At 56.3% G+C, this 23,302-nt stretch carries 20 protein-coding genes and 1 pseudogene; 16 read left to right on the top strand and 5 right to left on the bottom strand.

The window, feature by feature from the left end:
• Positions 1-148: 148 nt before the first annotated feature.
• The gene (locus tag M5C71_RS04325; RefSeq protein WP_103495323.1) at positions 149-1,078 is read right to left on the bottom strand and encodes a LysR family transcriptional regulator; all 930 of its coding nucleotides are present in this window, start codon (positions 1,076-1,078) and stop codon (positions 149-151) included.
• Positions 1,079-1,183: 105 nt separating this feature from the next.
• On the opposite strand from M5C71_RS04325, the gene M5C71_RS04320 reads away from it, so the two are divergent.
• The 13 genes from M5C71_RS04320 (at position 1,184) to M5C71_RS04260 (ending at position 14,938) form a co-directional block, all read left to right on the top strand.
• Positions 1,184-2,047 (top strand): VOC family protein, encoded by an 864-nt coding sequence (locus M5C71_RS04320; RefSeq protein ID WP_103495307.1) that lies wholly within the window; start codon positions 1,184-1,186, stop codon positions 2,045-2,047.
• Positions 2,044-2,754 carry a class II aldolase/adducin family protein gene (locus tag M5C71_RS04315; protein ID WP_248767315.1) on the top strand — a complete coding sequence of 237 codons (711 nt, stop codon included), beginning with the start codon at positions 2,044-2,046 and terminating at the stop codon, positions 2,752-2,754. The genes M5C71_RS04320 and M5C71_RS04315 overlap by 4 nt, the downstream gene beginning before the upstream one ends.
• 17 nt (positions 2,755-2,771) lie before the next feature.
• On the top strand, positions 2,772-4,226 hold the full coding sequence (locus tag M5C71_RS04310) for a 2-hydroxymuconic semialdehyde dehydrogenase (RefSeq protein ID WP_248767488.1): 1,455 nt from the start codon (positions 2,772-2,774) through the stop codon (positions 4,224-4,226).
• Positions 4,227-4,234: 8 nt separating this feature from the next.
• Entirely contained in the window at positions 4,235-5,017 is a 783-nt protein-coding gene (gene dmpE / locus M5C71_RS04305; RefSeq protein ID WP_103495306.1) for a 2-oxopent-4-enoate hydratase, read from the top strand.
• A 10-nt stretch (positions 5,018-5,027) separates the two neighbouring features.
• A complete protein-coding gene (gene dmpH / locus M5C71_RS04300) occupies positions 5,028-5,828 on the top strand; it encodes a 2-oxo-3-hexenedioate decarboxylase (protein WP_103495305.1) in 801 nt (266 codons plus the stop codon).
• Between the two features lie 11 nt (positions 5,829-5,839).
• On the top strand, positions 5,840-6,031 hold the full coding sequence (locus M5C71_RS04295) for a 2-hydroxymuconate tautomerase family protein (RefSeq protein ID WP_103495304.1): 192 nt from the start codon (positions 5,840-5,842) through the stop codon (positions 6,029-6,031).
• A gap of 16 nt (positions 6,032-6,047) precedes the next feature.
• Positions 6,048-6,986 carry an acetaldehyde dehydrogenase (acetylating) gene (locus tag M5C71_RS04290; RefSeq protein ID WP_103495303.1) on the top strand — a complete coding sequence of 313 codons (939 nt, stop codon included), beginning with the start codon at positions 6,048-6,050 and terminating at the stop codon, positions 6,984-6,986.
• A 10-nt stretch (positions 6,987-6,996) separates the two neighbouring features.
• Complete coding sequence (dmpG, locus tag M5C71_RS04285; RefSeq protein ID WP_103495302.1) at positions 6,997-8,034, top strand: 4-hydroxy-2-oxovalerate aldolase; 1,038 nt, start codon at positions 6,997-6,999, stop codon at positions 8,032-8,034.
• A 55-nt stretch (positions 8,035-8,089) separates the two neighbouring features.
• Complete coding sequence (locus M5C71_RS04280; protein WP_103495301.1) at positions 8,090-9,442, top strand: aromatic acid/H+ symport family MFS transporter; 1,353 nt, start codon at positions 8,090-8,092, stop codon at positions 9,440-9,442.
• Between the two features lie 138 nt (positions 9,443-9,580).
• Positions 9,581-10,918, top strand: a complete 1,338-nt coding sequence (locus M5C71_RS04275; protein ID WP_247263251.1) for an OprD family porin — start codon at positions 9,581-9,583, stop codon at positions 10,916-10,918.
• A 7-nt stretch (positions 10,919-10,925) separates the two neighbouring features.
• Positions 10,926-11,879: a PDR/VanB family oxidoreductase gene (locus M5C71_RS04270; protein WP_248767314.1), complete on the top strand. Its 954-nt coding sequence runs from the start codon at positions 10,926-10,928 to the stop codon at positions 11,877-11,879.
• Between the two features lie 11 nt (positions 11,880-11,890).
• The gene (locus M5C71_RS04265) at positions 11,891-12,991 is read left to right on the top strand and encodes an aromatic ring-hydroxylating dioxygenase subunit alpha (protein WP_248767313.1); all 1,101 of its coding nucleotides are present in this window, start codon (positions 11,891-11,893) and stop codon (positions 12,989-12,991) included.
• A gap of 24 nt (positions 12,992-13,015) precedes the next feature.
• Positions 13,016-14,938, top strand: coding sequence for a methyl-accepting chemotaxis protein (locus M5C71_RS04260; RefSeq protein WP_248767312.1), 1,923 nt, complete (start codon positions 13,016-13,018; stop codon positions 14,936-14,938).
• An 842-nt stretch (positions 14,939-15,780) separates the two neighbouring features.
• Here the strand turns inward: M5C71_RS04260 and M5C71_RS04255 are convergent.
• Together M5C71_RS04255 and M5C71_RS33725 are read right to left on the bottom strand one after the other, a co-directional pair.
• Complete coding sequence (locus tag M5C71_RS04255; RefSeq protein WP_248767311.1) at positions 15,781-16,611, bottom strand: hypothetical protein; 831 nt, start codon at positions 16,609-16,611, stop codon at positions 15,781-15,783.
• Entirely contained in the window at positions 16,612-18,150 is a 1,539-nt protein-coding gene (locus M5C71_RS33725; protein ID WP_248767310.1) for an AAA family ATPase, read from the bottom strand.
• 526 nt (positions 18,151-18,676) lie between these two features.
• Between M5C71_RS33725 and M5C71_RS04245 the strand changes: the two genes are divergently transcribed.
• Complete coding sequence (locus M5C71_RS04245; protein ID WP_248767309.1) at positions 18,677-19,318, top strand: hypothetical protein; 642 nt, start codon at positions 18,677-18,679, stop codon at positions 19,316-19,318.
• Positions 19,319-19,380: 62 nt separating this feature from the next.
• On the opposite strand, the gene M5C71_RS04240 is transcribed toward M5C71_RS04245, so the two are convergent.
• Complete coding sequence (locus M5C71_RS04240; RefSeq protein WP_248767308.1) at positions 19,381-19,695, bottom strand: hypothetical protein; 315 nt, start codon at positions 19,693-19,695, stop codon at positions 19,381-19,383.
• Positions 19,696-19,793: 98 nt separating this feature from the next.
• Here M5C71_RS04240 and M5C71_RS04235 point away from each other — a divergent pair.
• Together M5C71_RS04235 and M5C71_RS04230 are read left to right on the top strand one after the other, a co-directional pair.
• A pseudogene (locus M5C71_RS04235) lies at positions 19,794-19,886 on the top strand (helix-turn-helix domain-containing protein); the annotation flags it as partial.
• Between the two features lie 340 nt (positions 19,887-20,226).
• Positions 20,227-21,240, top strand: coding sequence for a hypothetical protein (locus M5C71_RS04230; RefSeq protein ID WP_248767307.1), 1,014 nt, complete (start codon positions 20,227-20,229; stop codon positions 21,238-21,240).
• 209 nt (positions 21,241-21,449) lie between these two features.
• Here M5C71_RS04230 and M5C71_RS04225 read toward each other — a convergent pair whose 3' ends face one another.
• The gene (locus M5C71_RS04225; RefSeq protein ID WP_248767306.1) at positions 21,450-22,217 is read right to left on the bottom strand and encodes an NAD-dependent deacylase; all 768 of its coding nucleotides are present in this window, start codon (positions 22,215-22,217) and stop codon (positions 21,450-21,452) included.
• Between the last annotated feature and the right edge of the window lie 1,085 nt (positions 22,218-23,302).

The following is a 23,302-nucleotide window of genomic DNA, read 5'->3' as shown; positions in this document are numbered from 1 at the left end:
CGTCGAACGGCTGTAAATGGCCCGGTTTCCGCCCAAGACATGGTCTGGCTCCCTTCGACAATCAGCTTATTACCCCTGCCAGACTCTGTACGAAAAAGTGAATCACACACATAGGATGCCAGTCGCAGAAAAATGCTGTTCCTGCATCTTAAGGTTTCTCGAGAGCTAAGTAAGAGCTCTCTCGATCACCGAACATCTCCAAAACCTGTCCTCTTAACCAAAGATGCCGCGGATCCTTATGATACCTGGCATGCCAATGATGTTTAAGGCTATAGGGCGGTATCTGCACGGGTGGTTCAATGAGCCTGACCGCCGCACTCCTGGCATATAGATTGGCCACAGTCCGTGGCAGAACCACCACCAAATCCGAACGCTCGATAATCGCTGCCATGCTCATGTAGTGGGACATTTGCAGAACAATGTTGCGTTCAATCCCTTTGTTCGCCAAGTGGGCTTCGTACATTTCCTGGCTGCGGCTGCCGTCTCGTACTTGCAAGTGTTCGAGGCCGCAAAATTCTTCGATGGAGAGTTGTTCGCCAGTGATGCGATGGCCGCTGCGAATGAGGCAGACGAGGTCGTGGGAGAACAGACGTTGTTGGTAGATGTTCGGCGCATCCAGGTCGGGGAAGTAGCCAAGCACGGAGTCGACCTTGCCTTCACGTAGCGCTTCAAGCAGGTCTTTGGGGGCGAGACTTAAACAGCGGATCTTGGCATTTGGGGCTTCTGCGCGAAGGCGGTCGAAGAGGGCGGGAAGGAAAACTACTTCACCAATTTCGCTAAGGCAAAAGGTGAACTCTTCGGTGCTGTGGGCTGGGTCGAAGGTGGGGCTGGTGAGGATTTCCTGGTCAATAGTGGCGATGACTTCGCGGGTGCGTTCAACGATGTTGCGGGCTCGCGGGGTGGGCTCCATGGTTGTACCGCTACGGACGAACAATGGATCACCGAGAGAGTGGCGCAGGCGTGATAGTGCAGCGCTGGTAGCAGGTTGACTCATGCCCAAACGTTTGGCGGCAAGGGTGACATTGCCGCAATCGTGAATGGCCAGTAGCACTCGCAAAAGGTTCAGGTCTGTGCGCATGACTATAACCATATCAAATAGATTGAATAACTAGAATTTGCTTCTGCTATTTGAGCCAGGGCGCGAGGATTGTGTCCAGACAAAAATAATACTGAGGCTTCCCTCATGATCAATCTGCATGACATCCGCTACGTGCGACTGGGCACGGCGGATATCGACCAGGCTCGCCAGTACGCCACGCAGGTGCTGGGCTTGCAGGTCGCTCGCAGCGCCAACGGAGCGGTGTATTTGCGCTCCGATAGCCGCGACCACACCCTGTGTTACTACGAAGGTGATCCCACCGAAACCACCACCGCTTTTGAACTCAACTCCAGCGCCGAACTCGACCACGCCGCGCAACTACTGGAAGACAACGGCTTTGCCGTACGCCATGGCAGTCGTGAAGAGGCCGAGCTGCGCGCGGTTGCCGAGCTGATTCACTTCCGCGATCCCAGCGGCAACCAGATTGAACTGGTGCTTGCCCCCCATGCTTATGGCGGACGTTATTTCCCGTCGCGGGATGCCGGGATAACCGGCTTCAGCCATATCGGTTTGCGTACCACCGATGCCAAGCGCGACGAAGCCTTCTGGACCCAACTGGCGAATGCCAGGGTCAGTGACCGGATCGGCGATGCGCCGCTGCTGCGTATCGATGAGGTGCACCACAAGATCGCCCTGTTTCCCTCGGTGCATCCGGGGGTGCAGCACATCAACCATCAGGTCGAGACCATCGACGACGTGATGCGCGCCTATTACTTCCTGCGTGAGCGCGGCATCAAGATCCTCTTCGGGCCGGGCCGCCATCCGACTTCGGGAGCGGTGTTCCTCTACTTCGAGGGGCCGGACGGCATGACCTACGAATACTCCACCGGGGTCAGCCACATTGCCCCCGAGCAGGAAACCACCCACCACCCTCGACAATTCCCGCTGGCGCTGTCGTCGTTCTGCGCCTGGGGCTCGAAGCCGGATATCCCGGAGTTCAAGTCATGAGTCGGACTCCCGTGGCCACGCCCCATCAACAGATCGAACTGCGAATGGCCGCCCGGGCCTTGTCCCGGGCCGGTCTGGCCCATGCCTACGGGCATTGCAGCCTGCGCCTGGATGCCGGGCATTTCCTGGTCTGCGCGGCCAAGCCCATGGGCTTGATCGAGCCAGGCGAGGACGGCGTGGTGGTTGCCATCGACGCCGAATTGCCGGCCGCAGTGCTCGGCGAAGTGCGTATTCATCAGCAGATCTATCGCCGCCGTGCCGAGGTCGGTGCGGTGATCCGCAGTATGCCGGCCCAGGTGATGACCTTGTCCTGTGCCCGCCTGACACCGCAATCGCGGCATGGCATGGGCGCCTATTTCCATTCCTCGATCCCGCTGTGGGACGACCCGCAATTGCTGCGCGACGACACCCAGGCCGCAGCCTTGGCCGAGCAACTGGCCGGCAATCCCGCGCTGGTGATGCGTGGCAACGGCGCGATTGTGGTCGGCGGCTCGCTGGGGGAGGCACTGACCCTCAACTGGTACCTGGAGGACGCCGCCCGTATCGAGTTGCAACTGCTGGCGTCCGGTCTGGCGGGGCCAGTACTCAGCACCGGGGAAACCGAGCGCCGCGCCACCAATTCGGGACGCATTTTCGAACGCATGTGGGATTACCTCACCGCCGGCGATGCCGAGGCGGGTATCCGCTTACAAGAAGAAGGAAACTGATCATGTCCAAACTGCCTCTGCGCGAGTTTCACAACTTTATTGGTAACCAGTGGGTTGAGGGTGTGCGCACCTTCGACAACCGCAACCCTGCCGACAACAGCCTGATCGGTCCGGTGCATGAAGCCGGCGAGGCCCAGGTCGATGCCGCAGTCAAGGCCGCCCGCGCGGCGTTATCCGGGCCTTGGGGCAAATTCTCCGTGGCCCAGCGCGTGGCCTTGCTGCACAAGGTCGCCGAAGGCATTGAACAACGCGCCGAAGAATTTATTGCCGCGGAAATCGCCGACACCGGCAAGCCTTGCGGCCTGGCCAGTCACCTGGATATTCCCCGGGGTGCGGCGAACTTCAAGGTCTTTGCCGACCTGATCAAGAACGTGCCCACCGAAAGTTTCACCATGGACACCCCGGACGGCGGCAAGGCGGTCAATTACGGGGTGCGTGCGCCCAGGGGCGTGATTGCCGTGGTCTGCCCGTGGAACCTGCCGCTGCTGCTGATGACCTGGAAAGTCGGCCCGGCCTTGGCCTGTGGCAACACCGTGGTGGTCAAGCCTTCGGAAGAAACCCCGGCCACCGCCACCTTACTCGGCGAAGTGATGCGCGATGCCGGCGTGCCGGCTGGGGTCTACAACGTGGTCCATGGCTTTGGCGAGAACTCTGCTGGAGCCTTCCTGACCGCGCACCCGGAGGTCAATGGCATCACTTTCACCGGCGAAACCGGCACCGGTGAAATCATCATGAAGGCCGCAGCCAAGGGCCTGCGTCCGGTGTCCCTGGAACTGGGCGGCAAGAACGCCGGCGTGGTGTTCGCCGATGCCGACCTGGACAAGGCGGTGGCCGGCATCGCCCGCTCGGCCTTTGAAAACAGCGGTCAGGTCTGCCTGGGTACTGAGCGTGTCTATGTCCAGCGGCCATTGTTCGAGCGTTTTGTCCAGGCGCTCAAGGCCAAGGTCGACACCCTGCGTATCGGCGCGCCTTATGCCGAAGGCACCACTATGGGACCGCTGGTTTCCCTGGGACATCGAGAAAAAGTCCTCGGTTACTACCGCCAGGCGGTGCAGGACGGCGCGACCGTGGTCAGTGGCGGCGGGACTCCGGAAATGCCGGCGGAACTGGCCGAAGGCGCCTGGATTCAGCCGACCATCTGGACCGGCCTGGCGGAAAGCTCGGCGGTGATCCGCGAAGAGATCTTCGGCCCGTGCTGCCATATCGCGCCGTTCGACGACGAGGAAGAAGTGGTGCGGTTGGTCAACGCCACTCAATACGGTCTCGCCGCCAGCGTCTGGACCAGCAACCTGCAAGTCGCCCATCGCATGGGGGCGGCGCTGGATGTCGGGATCTGCTGGATCAACTCGTGGTTTCTGCGCGACCTGCGCACCGCCTTCGGCGGCGCCAAGCAATCGGGCATTGGCCGTGAGGGCGGTGTGCACTCCCTGGAGTTCTACACCGAACTTCGCAACGTTTGCGTTCGCTTGTGAGGCCGACCATGAATTCCCGATCCATCCAGCAACTCGGCACGGGTCTGCACCGCGCCCTGAGCGAACGCCAGGCCATCGCGCCGCTGACCGACAGCCACCCGGATCTGACGATCGAAGACGCCTACCAGATCCAGTTGGCGATGATCCAGCCCCGGCTGGACGCGGGCGAGCGGATCATCGGCAAGAAAATCGGCGTCACCAGTCAAGTGGTGATGGACATGCTCGGGGTGGATCAGCCGGACTTCGGCCATCTGCTCAGCGGCATGCTCCTGGGCGATGGCGCATCCATCGCCTGTGCCGACCTGATCGCGCCCAAGGCCGAAGGCGAAATCGCCTTTGTGCTCAAGGACGACCTGAACGGCCCTGGGGTGACCCTGGCCGATGTGCTGCGGGCCACGGCCTACGTGATGCCGTGTTTCGAGATCGTCGACTCGCGGATTCGCGACTGGAAGATCCGTATCCAGGACACCGTGGCCGACAACGCTTCGGCGGCGGCCTTTGTCCTCGGCGATGCCGGCGTCGCACCCCATGAAGTCGACCTGGCCTGTGTCGGCATGACCCTGGAAAAGAACGGTGAAATTGTTGCCACCGGCGCCGGTGCGGCGGCCCTCGGGCACCCGGCCAATGCCGTGGTCTGGCTGGCCAATACCCTCGGGCGACTGGGCATAGGCCTCAAGCGCGGCGAGGTGATTCTCTCCGGTTCGCTGGCGGCCATGGTGCCGGTCAAGCCTGGCGATCAATTGCGCATGAGCCTCGGCGGTATCGGCTCGGCCTCCGTGCGTTTCATATAAGGAAAACCTGATGAACCTGACAGCAGAAACCATCGCCGGCCTGGCCGAGCACCTGGAAAACGCCGAGCTGAACCGTGAGGCGGTGGCCAAGATCACCGACACCCATCCAGAGATGGACTGGGAAGACGCCTATGCGATCCAGGATGCGATCCGCCAACGCAAGGAGGCGCGGGGCGTGCGCATCGTCGGTCTGAAAATGGGCCTGACTTCCTTCGCGAAGATGAAGCAGATGGGCGTTACCGAACCGATCCACGGCTTTCTCACCGACTACGGCTCGTGCATGGACGGCGCGGTGATCGATATCGATTCGCTGATCCACCCCAAGGTCGAGGCGGAAATCGCCTTTGTCCTCAAGCACCCGCTCCGGGGCCCGGGTTGTCATGTCGGCGATGTACTGGCGGCGACCGACTTCATCCTGCCGGCGGTGGAGGTCATCGACTCGCGTTACGAGAATTTCCGTTTCGACCTCAAGAGCGTGATCGCCGACAACACCTCGTCAGCACGATTTGTCACCGGCGGGCAGTCGCGCAGTGCCAACGGCATCGACCTCAAGTGCCTGGGCGTGGTGCTGGAGAAAAATGGCGAAGTGGTTGCCACCGCGGCCGGCGCGGCGGTGCTCGGGCACCCGGCGCAGAGCGTGGCGATGCTCGCCAATATGCTCGCGACCCAGGGCCGTGAATTGCCGGCTGGCTGTTTCATCATGACCGGCGGTGTGACCGAAGCCATCGCGGTGGCGGCCGGCGACCAGATCACCGTGCGTTACCAGCACCTGGGCAGCGTTTCGATGCGCTTCCAGTCGCAATCATCCTGAGGAGTCGGACCATGCCCATCATGCAGGTTTTCCTGATCGAAGGCCGTGACGAAGAACAGAAGGCCCGCTTGATCTCGGCCTTGACCGAGGCGGCGGTGGAGTCGATCCAGGCGCCCCGCGAATCGGTGCGGGTGATCATCACCGAGGTGCCCAAGATCGATTTCGGCATCGCAGGCAAGACCGCCAAGGCCCTGGGCCGCTGACCGCGAGGAACACGACATGAGCGAATACAAGAAAAAAGTCGCCATCATTGGTTCCGGCAATATCGGCACCGACCTGATGATCAAGATCCTGCGCCACGGCCAGCATCTGGAAATGGCCGTGATGGTCGGCATCGATTCGGCCTCCGACGGCCTGGCCCGTGCCCAGCGACTGGGTGTGGCCACCACCCATGAAGGGGTTGAAGGCCTGGTACGGATGGCCGAGTTCGCCGACATCGATTTTGTCTTCGATGCCACCTCGGCCAGCGCCCACGTGACCAACGACGCGCTGCTACGCCAGCACAAGCCAGGCATTCGCCTGATCGATCTGACCCCGGCGGCCATCGGTCCGTACTGCGTACCGGTGGTGAACCTGGAGGCCAACCTGCAGGCGACCAACGTCAATATGGTCACCTGCGGCGGCCAGGCGACCATTCCCATGGTGGCGGCGGTGTCGCGGGTGGCGAAGGTGCACTACGCCGAAATTATCGCCTCCATCAGCAGCAAGTCGGCCGGTCCCGGGACTCGGGCCAATATCGACGAGTTCACCGAAACCACCTCGCGAGCCATCGAAGTCGTGGGCGGTGCGGGGAGGGGCAAGGCGATCATCGTGCTCAACCCGGCCGAGCCACCCTTGATGATGCGCGACACGGTGTATGTGCTGTCGCAGGCGGCGGATCAACGTGAAGTCGAAGCCTCCATCGAAGAGATGGCCCTGGCGGTGAAAGCCTATGTCCCAGGTTATCGACTCAAGCAGAAGGTGCAGTTCGAGGTGATTCCCGCCGAAGCACCGCTGCATATTCCCGGCCTGGGCCGGTTCAGCGGCCTGAAGACCACGGTGTTTCTCGAAGTTGAAGGCGCCGCCCATTACCTGCCGGCCTATGCCGGCAACCTCGACATCATGACCAGTGCCGCGTTGGCCACCGCCGAACGCATGGCCCGGTCCATGGCCCACTGAGGAGACTCCCATGACCTTCAATCCCGGCAAGAAACTCTATATCTCCGATGTGACCCTGCGTGACGGTAGCCACGCGGTGCGCCACCAGTACTCTATCGACAATGTGCAGACCATCGCCCGTGCCCTCGACAAGGCCAGGGTCGACAGTATCGAAGTCGCCCACGGTGACGGCCTGCAAGGTTCCAGCTTCAACTATGGCTTTGGTGCCCATACCGACCTGGAATGGATCGAAGCGGTCAGTGATGTGATCAGCCATGCCAAGGTGGCGACCCTGTTGCTGCCCGGCATCGGCACCGTCCACGACCTCAAGGCCGCGTACAACGCCGGGGCCCGGGTGGTCCGGGTGGCGACCCATTGCACCGAGGCGGATGTCTCGCGCCAGCACATCGAATATGCCCGCGAGCTGGGCATGGACACCGTCGGCTTCCTGATGATGAGCCACCTGACCAGCCCGCAGAACCTGGCTGTCGAGGCGAAGAAGATGGAAAGCTATGGCGCCACCTGCATCTACGTAGTGGATTCCGGCGGCGCGATGGGCATGCAGGATATCCGCGAGCGTTTTCGCGCGGTGAAGGCGGTGCTCAAGGCGGACACCGAAACCGGCATGCATGCCCATCACAACCTGTCGTTGGGGGTGGCCAACTCCATCGTTGCCGTGGAGGAGGGCTGCGACCGCATCGACGCCAGCCTCGCCGGCATGGGCGCCGGGGCCGGCAATGCGCCGCTGGAAGTGTTTATCGCCGCCGCCGAACGCCTCGGCTGGAACCACGGCACCGACCTCTACACCCTGATGGATGCGGCCGACGACATTGTCCGGCCGTTGCAGGACCGACCGGTGCGGGTCGACCGCGAAACCCTGGCCCTGGGTTACGCCGGGGTCTACTCGAGCTTCCTGCGCCATGCCGAAATCGCTGCGAAGCGCTACGGGCTCAAGGCGGTGGACATCCTCGTCGAACTGGGCGCGCGGCGCATGGTCGGCGGCCAGGAAGACATGATCGTCGACGTTGCACTGGACCTGTTGCAGAGGTCGAAAATCTACCCGACCTGAGCGTGCTGAAACTTGTTTCACCCCCACTGACAAATCCAATAACAGGGGAAACACCATGAACCACAAAACCGCCTCCATTGGCGAAATCATCGACGCCTGCGGGATATCTCGCTACCAGATCATTGTCCTGCTGCTGTGTTTCCTGGTGGTGCTGGTGGACGGTTTCGATACGGCCGTGATCGGTTATATCGCGCCGTCCCTGCGCCAGGAATGGGGCCTGCAACCCAGTCAACTGTCGCCGGCCTTTGGCGCCGGCCTGTTCGGCCTGATGTGCGGGGCCTTTCTGTTCGGCCCCATCGCCGACAAGTACGGGCGCAAGAAGGTATTGCTGGTGTCGGTGCTGATCTTCAGCTTCGGCACCCTGGCCTCGGCCTGGGCCCACTCCATCGATAGCCTCACCGCCTTGCGTTTCCTCACCGGAATCGGCCTCGGTGGCGCGATGCCGACCTGCATCACCTTGAGCGCCGAGTATTCGCCGCTGCGGCGGCGAATGATCATGGTGACCCTCAGCTACAGCGGTTTCACCACGGGCCTGGCCCTGGGGGGGGCGGTGGCGAGCCAGATCATCCCGACCTTCGGTTGGCGTGGCGTGTTGCTGATCGGCGGGATGGCACCACTGCTGTTACTGCCGCTGCTGGCCTGGTACTTGCCAGAGTCGGTGCGCTATATGGCCGCGCATCCGCGTTATACCGTGGCCTTGCGCACGGTGGTGGAGAAGATCAGCGGGCGCCGCGACTGGGACGAGGTGACCTTTGTCGAGGACCAGCGGCCGGTGGTCGAACGCTCACCGATCTCGCAACTCTTCAGCGAAGGCCGAGCGCTGCGCACGCTGCTGCTGTGGGGCACGTTCTTCTGCTCGTTGTTTGTCTTCTACCTCCTGACCAGTTGGTTGCCGAGCATCCTCAAGGACGCCGGCTATGACATCGCCAGCTCGGCGCGGATCGGTGCCATGGTGCCTCTGGGCGGGACCCTCGGAGCGGTTTTCATGGCGCTTCTGATGGACCGGGTCAGTCAGTACAAGGTGCTGGGCCTGGCCTACCTCGGCGCGGCGCTAGTGATCGCGCTGGTGGGCTTTGCCCTGGGTCAGGCGGCCTGGCTGACCGTGGCGGTGTTCTTCGTCGGCTTCGGAGTAGCCGGGGCGCAGAACGGCCTGAACCTTCTCTCCGCAAGCATCTATCCGACCACGGCACGGGCCACCGGGGTGAGCTGGGCCATGGCCAACGGCCGAGTTGGCTCGATCATCGGTTCGATGCTCGGTGCCTGGCTGATCGCCCAGTTGGGCCAGCCCAAGCTGTTCTTTATCGCCCTGGCGGTACCAGCCTTGCTCGGTTCTATCGCGATCTTCTCGTTGCAGCGCTTTGCGGTGCGCGAAGACCTGAGTGAACCGCAGGTGTCCGCCGCCCACTGAGGCACTGACGCCGACTCACAGACACAACTTCACCAATCCTGCCGTTCGCGGCAGGAGGGGCCGCGCTTTGCCCGCGTTCGGCCCCGAGCTCCCGACAATAAAAAAACCAAGGGTGTCACTACCATGCGTCAACTCAAGATGATCTCGCGTGCCTTCAAACCCATGGCCTTCGGCCTCTCGCTGCTGACCCTGGTCATCGCGCAGCAGAGCCGCGCCGATGGCTTTATCGACGATGCCAAGGCCAAGCTCGACCTGCGTAACGTCTACTTCAACCAGGACAACCGCAGCGGTGCGGCGGCACCGTCGAAACTGCAGGAGTGGGGCCAGGGCTTTATCCTCAACTTCACCTCTGGCTACACCCAGGGCCCGGTGGGCTTCGGCGTCGATGCGCTGGGCATGCTCGGGGTACGCCTGGACTCGGGCAAGGGCACCCATGGCAATCCGACCGCTGCGGCCCAGGGTGGCTTCGTCTTTCCCAGTGACGCCAGCGGCCGGGCCGTGGATGACTTCGCCACTCTCGGCCTGACCGGCAAGATCCGCATCGCCAAGACCGAACTCAAGGCTGGCACCTTGCTGCCAAAGATGCCGATCCTGATCTACAACGACGGGCGCCTGTTGCCGGAAACATTCCAGGGTGTGCAGGTAACCTCACGGGACTTTGATCACTTCACCCTGACCGGCGGGCAGGTCAGCGCGGTCAAGAGCCGCAACTCGTCGAACAACGAAGACCTGGCAATTGCCGGGGCAGGTGGGCCGGCCGGACGGCGCAGCAACAAATTCAATTTTGCCGGGGTCGACTACCAGGTCGATTCGAGCCTGCTGTTGCAGTACTACTACGGCAATCTGGAGGACTTCTACCAGCAGCACTTCCTCGGTCTGGTGCAGACGCAACAGCTACCGGTGGGTAGCCTCAAGACCGACCTGCGTTTCTTCGACAGCTCCTCCGCCGGCTTGAACGGAACCCTGGCCGGGCGTCAGGAGGGTTATGTGAGCAGCGGTTATCACAACAACGGCGAAGTGGATAATCGTGCCTTGGCCGGGTTGTTCACCTACAGCCTGGGCGGCCATGCCGTGAGCCTGGGTTATCAGCACCTCAATGGTTCCAGTGATTTTCCGTTTCTCAACCAGGGCGACGGTTCCTCGACCTACCTGATCACCGACCGCCAGACCGGTGCCCGCTTCCAGCGTGCAGGAGAGAACACCTGGGTCGCACAGTATGGCTACAACTTTGCGGTGATGGGGATGCCGGGTCTGACCAGTCAGGTCATCTATCAGCGTGGCGGTGGTATCAAGTCCGATCAAGGTGACCAACACGAATGGGAGCGTGACTTGATGATCAGCTACACGTTCCAGAGCCCGATGTTGCGGGGATTCGGCATGCAATGGCGCAACGCGATGCTGCGCAGCAGCGTTACCACCCAACGGGACCTGGACGAAAACCGCCTTTACCTGACCTACACCCACGATTTTTTTTGAGGAGCGGATGATGAGCCGTTTACTGGAAGTACGTATTGCCCGCCGAAAGGAAGAAGCCGAGGGCATTATCTCTCTGGAGTTGGTTGATCCTGCTGGCAATGGGCTGCCAGCGTTTGAGGCCGGAGCACACATTGAGGTCCAGGTCGCTCCAGGTCTTAGCCGCCATTACTCTCTCTGTGGTTCGCCCGAAGATCGTCAAGTTTACCGCTTGGGAGTCTTGCGCGAGCCTGTTTCAAGGGGGGGCTCGGCAAGAATTCATGAACAGTTTCACGAAGGCTTGCTGATCGCGATTAGCCCTCCGAGCAACCAGTTTCGCCTACAGGAGGGAGCGGGGCATTCATTGCTGGTGGGGGGAGGGATCGGCATTACGCCGATCCTGGCCATGGCCTGGCGGCTGCACGAGATTGGCGCATCGTTTGAAGTGCATTACTGCGTACGTAATCGGGGGCGTGCTGCTTTCCTGGAGTTGCTGACGCAGGCACCGTTTGCCGACAAGGTGAGGCTGCATATCGATGACGATGGGCAGCGGCTTGATATTCCTGGCTTGCTGCGAGGGCCAGAGACACAACGGCATGTCTACGTCTGTGGTCCAGCAGGTTTCATGGATGCAGTGATAGGCACTGCGCACCGGCAGGGGTGGCCGGTGGCGAACGTGCATTGCGAGTACTTCGCCGCCGAGGTCGACGTCGCCGGTGAAGGATTCACCCTACACGCGGAACGATCCGGCTTGACCTTGCAGGTGCCCGAGGGTCGAAGCATCGCCCAGGTGTTGCTGGAGGCTGGGGTCCAGGTGCCGCTGTCGTGCGAACAGGGTGTATGCGGCACCTGCCTGACCCGGGTATTGGAAGGCATTCCCGATCACCGTGACCTGTTCCTCACTGAGGAGGAAAAGGCTTCAAACAATCAGATATTGCTGTGTTGTTCCCGGGCCAGCAGTGCGTTTTTACGACTGGATATTTGAAGGAGATCATCATGAGTTTTTTGCGCAATTGCTGGTATGTCGCCGGTTGGGCCGACGAGTTGATCGAAGGTCAACTACTGCCCCGAACCGTGCTCAACGAAAAAATCGTACTGTTTCGCGACAGCAAAGGCACCTTACAGGCGCTGCAGGATCGCTGCCCTCATCGATTCGTACCACTGCACTTAGGGCGCCTTCACAATGACAGAATTCAATGTGCCTATCATGGACTGAGCTTTGATTGCAGCGGTGCCTGTGTGCATAACCCTCATGGCAACGGTGCGATTCCCAATGCTGCCCGGGTGCGGGTCTACCCGATGCAGGAGCGTCACGGTTTCGCCTGGATTTGGATGGGCGAACCGGACCGAGCCGACCCGGCATTGATTACCGATTTCAGTGCGATGGACCCGCAAACGGCTTACATCGGAAAGAGCTACTTGCACGTGAAAGCCAACTACGTGCTGGAGACTGATAACATTCTTGACCTGAGTCATATTGAGTTTCTGCACGGTAACTCTTTGGGCAGTGCCGCCGTGGCCCAAGGTGTCATTGAGGTTGAACAGCATGGCGAAGTTGTACACTCCAAACGTACCACCCACAACGAGCAACTGACGCCCGATCTGGAGCGTTTACGCGGTATTCCCAGTGGGCAACGGGTTGATCGCTGGCTCGACGTGCGATGGAATGCGCCGTCCAATCTGCTGCTTAACAGCGGTTACACCCCGAGCGGAGAGCCTCGAGAGAACGGTCGCTCGGTATATGTCGCGCATGTCTTCACCCCGGAGACCGCCGGTACCACTCACTACTGGTTTGGCATTGCCTTTCCCAAAGAACTCGGTGAAGAAGGCAGGCGGCTTGCTGAAGAAAATATCCAGTGGTTGCTTCAACCCTTTACCACCGAAGACATGCCCATGCTCCAAGCCCAGCAGGAGGTGATAGGCGACCAGGATTTCTGGGCGCTCAAGCCGGTATTGCTGGTCAGTGATGGTGGTGCGGTACGCGCCAGGCGCCTTTTGGAGAAGATGATCCAGCAAGAACAGAACATGACGAATACTCGCCATGAAAGCCCCTCATTGTCGATGGAAACAGCTCTCCAACGATCTGAAAATCCATAGCAGAACTCCCTATGGAGCGATTAAGTGAATAAGTGGCTCTGCAATCTTAGCGTCAACCTCAAGCTGACTTTGGGCTTCGGACTGGTATTGGCACTTACCACAGTGCTTGCCCTGACGGGCAGGACTGGTCTGGACACCCTGATCTGGCGCACTGACCGAATAGGCGATATCGCGCAGCTAAATCTATTGCTGAACAACGTTCGCGTGGCTCGTCTTCAATACATGCTCACTCATGGAGATGAAATCGCTGCGCAGAAGGTGCAGGTGAGTGTGGATGCATTTATCAAGCAGCAGCAAAAATTGCTCGGTACTTTCATGCCCTCGGGAAATCTCAAGCCGCTCAAGGAGCAATCGGTCGTTATCAGTCATTTCCAGCAATCGCTGAATAAAATGCGCGACGCGTTTCAAGACGGCCATCGTGCGCGTCAGATTTTGGGCGACAACGCCGAAGCGGCCGGTAGGCTGATGACCACGCTCCGCAGTAGTGTGCTTCAAATGCCCTCAGGCAACACGGATCGTTCCGAACGTTTGCAGGCCATCAGCCTTGCTATAGAACAGTTCTTGCTGACCCGTTATGAAGTAAGTCAGTACGTCGCCAACGATGCTCTGGATACCGAACTGCAAGCCATCAACCAACTGAATAAAACCGTCGAGGTGCTCAAACAGCTGGGTGTAGATTTCAGTGCTTCCCAGCAGGATGTATTGCGTCAATTGCAAACCGTGTTAGGCGACTACCGCACGGCCTTGTTGGCCTATAAAACGGCGAGCAACATTGTTGCCTTGACGAGTAAAGAAATGGTCGATGAGGGCAGCGAGATGTGGGCACGCAGCGAAGCCCTTTATCAGGGCCAATTGGACATCCGTGACAGCGAAGTTGCCCAGACTCGTATCTTGCAGTTGGTCAGCACCCTGTTGACCTTGCTGTTCGGCATCTTGGCTGCCGTCATCATCACCCGCCAGATTACCCGTCCTATCCTGGAAACCCTTGGCATCGTCGAACGCATTGCGGCGGGTGACCTCACCCAGAATCTGGTGGTCACCCGCCGCGATGAATTAGGCCTGTTACAACAAGGTATTCGGCACATGGGCGAGACGCTTTGCAGCCTTATCAGCGGTGTTCGCGACGGCGTGACTCAGATCGCTGCTGCCGCCCAAGCGCTGTCGACGGTGACCGAACAGACCAGTACCGGTGTCAACATTCAAAAGCTCGAAACTGACCAGGTTGCTACTGCGATGCACGAAATGACAGTCACTGTGCAGGAAGTCGCGCGCAATGCCGAGCAAGCCTCTCAAGCTGCTGCCGATGCCGATGGCCAAGCCCGGGAGGGTGACAAGGTAGTTGCCGAAGCGATCGCACAGATTAAGCAGCTGGCGGTGCAAGTGGTACGTTCCACTGAGGCGATGAATCTCTTACGGCAGGAAAGCACCGGTATCGGTAGCGTCATGGGCGTGATCAAGGCGGTAGCGGAGCAGACCAACCTGCTGGCACTCAACGCCGCTATCGAAGCTGCCCGAGCCGGAGAGGCGGGTCGTGGTTTTGCTGTGGTCGCCGACGAAGTTCGCGGTTTAGCCAAGCGGACCCAGAAGTCCACCGAGGAAATTGAACGGTTGGTCGCCGGTTTGCAAAGTGGTATAGAGCAAGCGGCCAGCGCCATGGACAACTGCCGTATCCTGACTGAAAGCGGGGTCGAACTGACTCGCGAAGCCGGTGTGGCACTGGGCAATATCACTCGCACTGTGTCGAGCATCCAATTCATGAACCAACAGATCGCCGCGGCCGTCGAACAACAAAGTGTTGTGGCCGAGGAGATCAATCGCAGCATCATCAACGTGCGTAACGTCTCTGAACAGACCGCTTGCTCCAGTGATCAAACCGCTACCTCCAGCGTAGAGCTGGCACGCTTGGGCAACCAGTTGCAGAAGATGGTCAGCCATTTCAAGGTCTGATGAGCGAGATAGTTTCCATACGTTCGCACCAGGCATGTACCTGGCCGCCCAGGCGCTCAATGTTCATTCGCGCGGTGATAGCGTTGTACTCGGAATAATCATCGATTAAGTACTTGCCTTGTGAGGTCTAATGCCTCGATTGTAGTGTGGCAAGCATCATTGCACTGATGCCCAGAACTTGACGGGGGGACAACAGCGGCTCAATAGACATGTTAAGAAAATTTGGTTGGATTCAAGCATGAGTAGTGTGTGCCGTCGGTGATACCAAGTTCGCAATTCGATCTTCGATCCATTGGACGGCGCAGCAGTTGCGAGCCTGCGCCGAATTTGTCTGATCAAAACTACTACGAGGTAGACTCTCGTGTTCGTATGCCTAGAAACTACATGAATAGCCTTGGTAAGGGGAGCATTTGCATGGACTTGACCACCCATTTGCATTCGACTTGACCAGTTGCTTGCATCGGGTTTGACCAGCGCACGGGGTGCGCCTTGACCGGCAGAAGTCGATCGATTCTGTTGAAAAAGTCGACCCGGGCTGACGGTCCATGCATTGAGCGGTGAAAACGTCATTTTTGCACGCTGCTACGTGAAATCTGAGTCCTGCACCCTCTGCTCAAAACACGGATTTTAATCTCAGACGCGTACGTTTCCGTCGTGAAAACCGAAACCGACTTTTTCAACAGAATCGACCCACAGCTGCCCCTCACAATGGGCAGAAACCGGCCAGAAGCAGCCTCTCAGAGAATGAGGCATCCCCCAACGATCCGCCGAGCAAGCTCTAGGTAGAACAAGCTGCCAGGTTAAACGCTGGCGCGAAGTATATAATTGCTAAGTTCTATCGCTTATAGCGTGCTGCTATATTGAGATGCTAAAGCCTCATATAAAGCTGCTTTCCATAAGTTCTTTTTCTTGGCTCGCTCGACTGTAGCTATCGTGGCAAACTCCTTAGCTCTCGACGATAAATCGCCACTATAACTAAGCAAGTCTGCTATTTCGGATGCTGCGCGCTTTGCATATCGACTCTCAAGCTCCAAATCTTGGAAATAATTCGATATTCTTTTCTTTAATTCTGGCGACCAATGCGCAGGGGGATCTACGAAAAACTTGGCCACTGGTAGTACAGCCCCTTTCAACTGAGCATAGAGCCATGGCTCGCTAGTGAGAATTGAATGCTCAAAATATGGGTGTAAAGATTCATTTTTCTTTGATATTACGGAAGCGCCCTTGCTTTTATTGCACTTCATACAAGCTGGTACTAGGTTGTCTGTAAGAACTGAAAAAATTGGATATCGAGACTTCGAGGCAAAATGGTCAACACTGTCGACATGAGTTAAATCGCACAGCGGACACATACTTAGAGGTATACTGTTTAGAATTTTGTCATAATAAACTCTCCCGTTACTTTCGGGGCCAACCATGCACTGCGTATAAAGTTGCTTGAAGTGCCCTTTGGTTAGAGAGTTAATTATGATTTGCCAGTCTTTTCCATGCTCGCAGGATTTCAAGGAGGATAAATTCTCCATAGCTGCGTGGCCGACGTAGCTCCTAAACTCAGCTAAAATGTCGCTTTTTGAGTCAATGAATCTGGCGCGAAGCCCGGCATCTTTAATGCTGCTAACACAGGCATCAAAAACGTCAACTGAGTCAATATTCAATTTGGGCAGAATATTCATTCACTCAATCTCCGACTGACTTTTCGACTCAAGCATTGCTCTTAATATTAACTGCCCTTCCAGCCCTAAATGTCCGGAATAGTCAGATAGAATTTCTTCGAATGACTGTCCGCTTTGTACTGAGCTAGCTAAAATGTCATGAAATCCGGACTTTATTGCCTCTAACCCGAATACTGATTTGGTGAGCGCCCCAACATTTTCCCCAAAAGTCTCTCTTTCGGGCGGATCGATCCGCTGTTGATCGCCATTTCGTGTCAACACGAAAGCACATGAATTTGGCACCTCTTGCAAGACCACCGGTGAATGCGTGGCAATAAGGGCAATAGCGTTGCGATCGATAAGGAGATCTGCCAGCGCCCTCATGAATGCCGAAAGCAGCGGTGGGTGCAGGTGGGTCTCTGGCTCATCCATTAGAACTAAAGTTTTTTCTTCTACTACATCAACCAAATGCGTAATAGTGTGTAAAATTATAAAGTGGCCTGAACTGGCACTTCTTATTTTTTCAATAATTTCATTTTTAACCCAATCAAAAGGCTGTAAGGAGAGTTTGGCCAGGTTCATCTCGGCAAAATTCAAGTCTGACTCTAGTCGTTTTATCGCTGCGACCCACCTACTGCGCTTTCTTTCCTGGCTCCAGCAAGACTCAATAGACTCTAATGTGTCAGCGAGAAAATCTGAGGGCCCCTTTGCTGTCGCGGAAACTCCCCCATTATCGCAAGTAACTCTTCGCTTCATACCGATATAAAAGTAAGCTACTCCTTCAGATCTATTTTGGCGATTATCGGGTGGCATGAACGTATCAAATGCGCTGAACGAGACAGAAACCACACTGCTAAAATATTGCTCGGGCATTTCTGAATACGATCCTGCCATGCTTACCAAAAAACTTCCATCGCAATCGTGAGCTTTATCAACAACACTTGAAACCATAGAGTTAAGTATCGTTGTTTTTCCAGCACCATTCCTTCCAATAAGAACATGTATGTTAGTTGGCGGCATCGAGCCAGGTTTAACGTTAAATCCTAACGATATATTACTGCCATTCTCCCTTGAGTAGTTGTAGGAAAACTTGTAAGAGGTGAGGGGTGGAAGGCCTTGGACAATTCTTTTGTATTGAGGGAAAGCTGCTAGGCTCACCGTTCTTAATAGTGAGTGACGGAAAACTTCATGTTTCTGGGACTGGCGTAACACTGCGTCCATCCACGAGGCGTCACGCATTGATTTCAATATGTCATCAACATCCCTGGAGCTAAAGCTCTCATATAGAACTTCATAATATGCAATATCTTGGCCTATCGAGAAAAAATTCTTTGGAAGACCTAATAGATCTTGACCTTTAAGAGCATCCCTAGTCCATCCAGCCGGTTGATCTTCATAGCCTATTTTTACTTCACCAAGGCGGAGTACTGAGCCTTTGCAGAGCACAGAAACTGAAAATGTTGTCTTGAAATTATAGTCATCCCAGTTGCTAGGCGATAAATAAATCCACCCTGACGATGGATGTTTATTATAGTCACTCTCTAATAATATTCTGTACACAAACGTCCCTTTTTATATGTTGTCCACGATTAGCGATTTGGCGCCTTCCGATCGTTCCATTTCGACGCTGCTCAATTTTAGCCCGCCTTGCCTATGGATTGGCAAAGGTTCCTTCTATATCGTCCAATTCGCTAAAAACCTTAAACTTCGTCGCGCTAGCAAGTGACGACGCGTGCGCACCACCACTTATCCACCGCCATTTTATACATCTACGGGGACCTTACCTCGCTCGCGAGAAACAGTTATGGTTGGCAGCTTCTGGCCGATCTCGGCCCATCGCCACCGTCAGCTTTGGGTCGATAGTTGCCCTTCGGAACGGATAGCAATCTCGGCCAGAAGCAGACCTTCAAAGCTCCTACCACTGAGTCCGGTCGCGGCTTCGAGCCAGCCGACGGGGGGCGAAATTATTAGACGCAAACTATCGGCTTGACGTTATACCGTTGATAAGGAAAATTCCTGTTCGGAGCCAAGCCTGAATGGACCTCTGCGAGTATGAAGTCAAAGGTTTTCAACCACGGAGAAAGGTATGCAGGAACGGACATTCGCTGTTATTCGGATAGATCAGATCCATGAAATCGTTTCACCAGTAGTAGAGTCTCTGCTGCATCCGCTGGGGTTTGAGGTCCAGGGACCGCTGTGCTGGCTGCGTAGCCTTGACGCCCCCATTCGCCAGATATTCTGCCTTAAACAGTGGAAAGGCGGTGCGCTAGCACCAGCATGGGGGCTTTCACTGGATTTCGTCCCTCATGTTTCCGGCAACAATATAAAGTGGCACAGAACCCCTAAGTCAGCGCAGCTTGATCTGACCTGGGATACCCGGGATCGGGCATTGGATATCTCCTATTGCTATGGACCTGAAATCATAGCCAGTCATGCCCCCAGGGTGCTGAACGCAGCCATTGCACAGGCTGAATCGTTCTGGAGCAAAACTCGTTTGATATCAGATCTACCGGAGGCCTTCGAGCTAGTGAGACAGCACCTGTCATCCGGCGGCCTTGGGTTCTACAACTATTTGCAACACCCTCTGGCCTACGCATTTGTCTTGGCCATGAACGGCAAGCAAAAGGCGGCCGAAGAAGAGTATAAACGTTACTCACCGCGTCTATCAGAGGTGGCAAAGCAAAAGCTGCGCACTTTGTTTATAGAGGCCAGTCGTCAACTTGTGTAATTGCGGGGAGCTTTGACCGTAGTAGCGCTCCCACGAATATCCGCCTTCGACCATGAGTGATCTCAATATATCTCACCTTCGTCACCTTCGACGCTCGCAGCCAAGGCGGTGGCGATTTCCTTGCCCTTCACCAGTGCTGCATCGCTATAGACGAAGGAGATTCTTCCCCTGCGGAAATCAAAAAGATATTTCTGCTGGGTTTGAGGGGTCGTCCAAATTGCAGAGCCTTTGCCGCTGATGCTGATGCTTTCACTCGTGCGAGGATTGATTCCGGAAATTTCGGTTTCCAATTTGATTGCTCGGTCACGAGCACAGAACGATTGCCACTCTTCGAGTGTTATCTCGTTCGCTCTTAAAATGTGGATTTCGTAAGCCATCAGTTTTGAGACCTGACTGGTGATTGAGTGGGGCTTTCAAGCCCTTTACGTGGGCTAACGTCGCAGCCATTTGAGGCTGCCCATGTCAAGCAGCGGAGATCAGAGAGTTGGCCCGCCAAGGGCACAGCATTCGACAGACCGCCAAGACATTGGGCGTGTCCCGCAACACTGTTCGTGGCTATCTCAGAGAACCTTTCGTCCCGCGTTACTCTCGTATACCCAGAGCCGCCAAGCTCGACGCAGTTCGTGGCTGTACGCACGAACGAGTCAGGCAGGCTCACCAGCTCTGGCTAGGAACGAGCCTGCCGTTTGAACTGATGACTCCGGGCGAAAATTGGCGAATTGATGTACGCTCCCGTCAAACCTCCTAGGTTCGCTGATTAGATTCGAATGTTTAACTCAAGTCGACTCAAGATTGATGGTATGCTTCGTAATGGAACTGAGCCGGGGATGGTGTCTAGTTTTCGAACGTACTAACACACCGTGTTTGTAAGTTAAAGTCTGTTGAGCTACAGTTAAGGAGAGAAGTAGGTGAGCGAGCAGGTTGACAAGGAAATTGTTTTTCATCCCATCAATATAAAAGTTAGATTTGAGATTCCTGCTGGAGAACACTCCTCTGCCGCCGCTCTGATGCGGTCTCTGTGTCCGGCAGACGGTGCGCCAACTTTACACTTGCTAGACGTCTGCGCCATTAGCCACATCAAAACTCATTTAAAAAAGCCGCCCGCCCCCTCCGTTCCGGTTCGAGAGTCGATTTCTGAACTAATTAAGCTCGATAAACCTAGGGACGGGATCTCGTATATCGCAGCTTTTCTTGAGATAATCAGTGATTTGAAAAAACCTAGAGCTGATGAAGATCTCATAGCTGAAGTTTCAGGCGACATAGTCGCCATGCAGAAGTTCTTCACTAAAGCTAGAGTGTATGAAAAAAATCTTATAACACCAGCTATGATTCTCGAGCTCAAAGGTGAGCACCCTGAAGAGTTGGGCCCAGCCTATCTTGAGTTTCTTATATACGTTAACTCAATGGGGCTGCATGATAAGCCGCTTGCAGAAAGACGCCTTGAACTCGTTGCTGATATATGTTCTAAGGCGCAAAGTCTTGGGATCTTGAAAAATCATCCGGTTGTAATTGTTTCAGTCGCTTGCGTCTATAGCTTTTTGCCTGCTTTTAAGGTCGTGAAGTTCAAGAAAAATCCTGACGAGTTCGATGCGAGCAATGCACTGGGAGATATTCAGTTAGTACAGCGCATAGCCAACTTTTCAAATATGATACTTAATGTTTGGATTGCTCATGGAAAAGGGTACGCGAAAACTAAATTTTTCACAGATGATAGGAATTTGCGGTTATTGCTGGACTGCTTCACGGTAACGAATGTGACGCGCAAAGAGATCGAAAGCCAAACTACAACCAATTATCAGATGACCACTGACTTTGCGCGCTTACTCCCTGTGCTGCACACTGAGGCCGGGCATATAAAAGGACTTGAGGAGGAGGACGAACGCTATGAGGTATATCGTCTTCTGGGGATTGCTTCATCCTGAATTCCCTGTGAATTCTATGACCCTTGCTCAATCATCCATCGTGGCGTTTTGAGCGCTCTTCAAGCGGAGCGCGCCGACCTGCGACGGGGCAGAGACTTGAGGATGAAAGCCCGCAGGGCCAAACCCTGGCGCAGTCAGGGTTTGGTTCACGCCAGCCGTGCCCCGAAGGGGGCAAGCCCAAAACGGATCTACCGGAAATAGCCATCCAACTACGAGATAGGATGGTCGCCAAAGGTCTCGCGAAGTAAGCTCTGCATCATCACAGAGGCAGGGCCTTCGAGAAAGTGCTCCTGACCGCTGATATCAAACCGCACGGGATTGATGTGAACGACAGTCGCACCATGCCCCAACGCTCGTAGCGGAAGCTCTGCTGCCGGATAAACAATCCCGGACGTTCCAATCGACAGGAACACATCGCATTTCTGCGCAGCGGCGAGCCCAGCGCTCCATGCATCCTCGGGCAGCATCTCCCCAAACCACACAACGCCTGGTCGGACATACCCATTGCACGCACTGCATCGCGGCGGCTCAATCCGGCGTCCATCCTCAGGCAGAGCGTCAGTCGGGAGAGGCAACGTATGCGCCTGCCCACAATCGATGCAGCGGGGTGAATGCAGGCTGCCGTGCAGATGGATCACATCCCGGCTGCCGGCGCGCTCATGCAGGTCATCAACATTTTGTGTCACCACGGTCAGCTTGGGCACACGATTGGCAAGCTCAGCGATAGCGAGATGAGCCCCATTTGGCTGCGCTTGGATAACCTTCAGCCGGCGCCACTCGTACCACCCCCAGCACAGGCTCGGATCTGCACGAAATGCCTGAGGAGTCGCAAGGTGCGCAGGATCAAACCGCTCCCAGAGTCCAGTCAGAGCGTCCCTGAAAGTCGGGATGCCGCTTTCCGCTGATGCACCAGCCCCTGTGAATACAACAACATGTTTAGCCTCTCGCAACTGCTGAGCCATGTTACTGGTGGTCATTAGCCCTCCTTGGGGGCGGATTTCAGTTGAGGTGCCGACGTTACGGGCCTTGGACTCGCATCCGGTTGGTCGTAATCTAATGGATCGTGGTTATCGGTAGTCCAGCTACGTGTGGCAAGGACATTTTGGCCGACTGGTGGCCCGTCATCTCGCTGATTGGATAAGGCAGTTCAAGTAACTCAATCAGTCAAGATTTATGAGAAATGTTTGCCCTCTATGGCATATGTATGAAGTCATGAGCCTGTCGAGTAAGTGTTTGTAGTTCGTGCTTCAGACTGTGAATGTAGTGGGGCTCCAAATCGGCGTATATAATCTCTCGAAAAGAGCAGTGTTCGATGCTCTGAAGCCATGTGTAGGACGCCCACCTTCGTTGACCGAATAGGGTTCTCAGTCGTGTCATCGTTTCAACGAGACCGTCTTGCCCGTAGGCGATACGTGCATCGTGGGATCGGCCAGGATGGTTATGTCCCCACTTTCCGGGTGAGAATCCGAAAGAGCCGTTCCAAATCTTATCGTGTACGGACTGCGGGAGGATGCCTTGATCAACAAGATGCTGAATTCCCCAAAGCGGATCGAGAGTTTTGGCCAAGTGATCGGCAAATTTTTGCTTTATCTGCCACTCCGTGTTGGGATCAAAAAAAGGCACATTTACAGGTTTATTTCGACGCATTCTAGCTATTTCTTCTGCATCGGTTTTCCATTCCTGCAGTACCTCTTTTGCATACATCCGCCAGTTTTGAGGATGGTCGACGAGCCTATGGCAAGCGCGACATAAGGGAATACAGTTGGAAATATGGTCGTAATCAAAGTTAGGTATGAACCTATACCTGGGCCCATTCGGGGCTTCCGAGATTATATGAGCAGCCTCGAACACATCGACCTGATTTGGGCCTTCATCACCTGGGTCAAGAAGGTAGCAGGAGCAGCGCGGGTTAGCGCATATACCACCTGCTCGTGCTGCCGCGATGAGACGAACATCAGCTCTGAAAGGCATGGGTACTCCCTGAGTAAGCGATCATTCCTTAAGCCAGCCCGCGCTCATTCATACGATCCAAAAGCGCTTGGGGATGAATGCGATAGGTGCC

The sequence above is a fragment of the Pseudomonas sp. MWU12-2345 genome, assembly GCF_023242385.1.
Taxonomy (GTDB): Bacteria; Pseudomonadota; Gammaproteobacteria; order Pseudomonadales; family Pseudomonadaceae; genus Aquipseudomonas; species Aquipseudomonas gingeri_D.
Note: the sequence above shows the minus strand (reverse complement) of the source record. Positions and strands in the feature narration are given on the sequence as shown.

Bases quoted from the DNA above. Each gene is read 5' to 3' on its own strand.
- M5C71_RS04325 (WP_103495323.1), bottom strand. From the start codon at position 1,078: ATGCGCACAGACCTGAACCTTTTGCGAGTGCTACTGGCCATTCACGAT.
- M5C71_RS04320 (WP_103495307.1), top strand. From the start codon at position 1,184: ATGATCAATCTGCATGACATCCGCTACGTGCGACTGGGCACGGCGGAT.
- M5C71_RS04315 (WP_248767315.1), top strand. From the start codon at position 2,044: ATGAGTCGGACTCCCGTGGCCACGCCCCATCAACAGATCGAACTGCGA.
- dmpE (WP_103495306.1), top strand. From the start codon at position 4,235: ATGAATTCCCGATCCATCCAGCAACTCGGCACGGGTCTGCACCGCGCC.
- dmpH (WP_103495305.1), top strand. From the start codon at position 5,028: ATGAACCTGACAGCAGAAACCATCGCCGGCCTGGCCGAGCACCTGGAA.
- M5C71_RS04295 (WP_103495304.1), top strand. From the start codon at position 5,840: ATGCCCATCATGCAGGTTTTCCTGATCGAAGGCCGTGACGAAGAACAG.
- M5C71_RS04290 (WP_103495303.1), top strand. From the start codon at position 6,048: ATGAGCGAATACAAGAAAAAAGTCGCCATCATTGGTTCCGGCAATATC.
- dmpG (WP_103495302.1), top strand. From the start codon at position 6,997: ATGACCTTCAATCCCGGCAAGAAACTCTATATCTCCGATGTGACCCTG.
- M5C71_RS04280 (WP_103495301.1), top strand. From the start codon at position 8,090: ATGAACCACAAAACCGCCTCCATTGGCGAAATCATCGACGCCTGCGGG.
- M5C71_RS04275 (WP_247263251.1), top strand. From the start codon at position 9,581: ATGATCTCGCGTGCCTTCAAACCCATGGCCTTCGGCCTCTCGCTGCTG.
- M5C71_RS04270 (WP_248767314.1), top strand. From the start codon at position 10,926: ATGATGAGCCGTTTACTGGAAGTACGTATTGCCCGCCGAAAGGAAGAA.
- M5C71_RS04265 (WP_248767313.1), top strand. From the start codon at position 11,891: ATGAGTTTTTTGCGCAATTGCTGGTATGTCGCCGGTTGGGCCGACGAG.
- M5C71_RS04255 (WP_248767311.1), bottom strand. From the start codon at position 16,611: ATGAATATTCTGCCCAAATTGAATATTGACTCAGTTGACGTTTTTGAT.
- M5C71_RS04245 (WP_248767309.1), top strand. From the start codon at position 18,677: ATGCAGGAACGGACATTCGCTGTTATTCGGATAGATCAGATCCATGAA.
- M5C71_RS04240 (WP_248767308.1), bottom strand. From the start codon at position 19,695: ATGGCTTACGAAATCCACATTTTAAGAGCGAACGAGATAACACTCGAA.
- M5C71_RS04225 (WP_248767306.1), bottom strand. From the start codon at position 22,217: ATGACCACCAGTAACATGGCTCAGCAGTTGCGAGAGGCTAAACATGTT.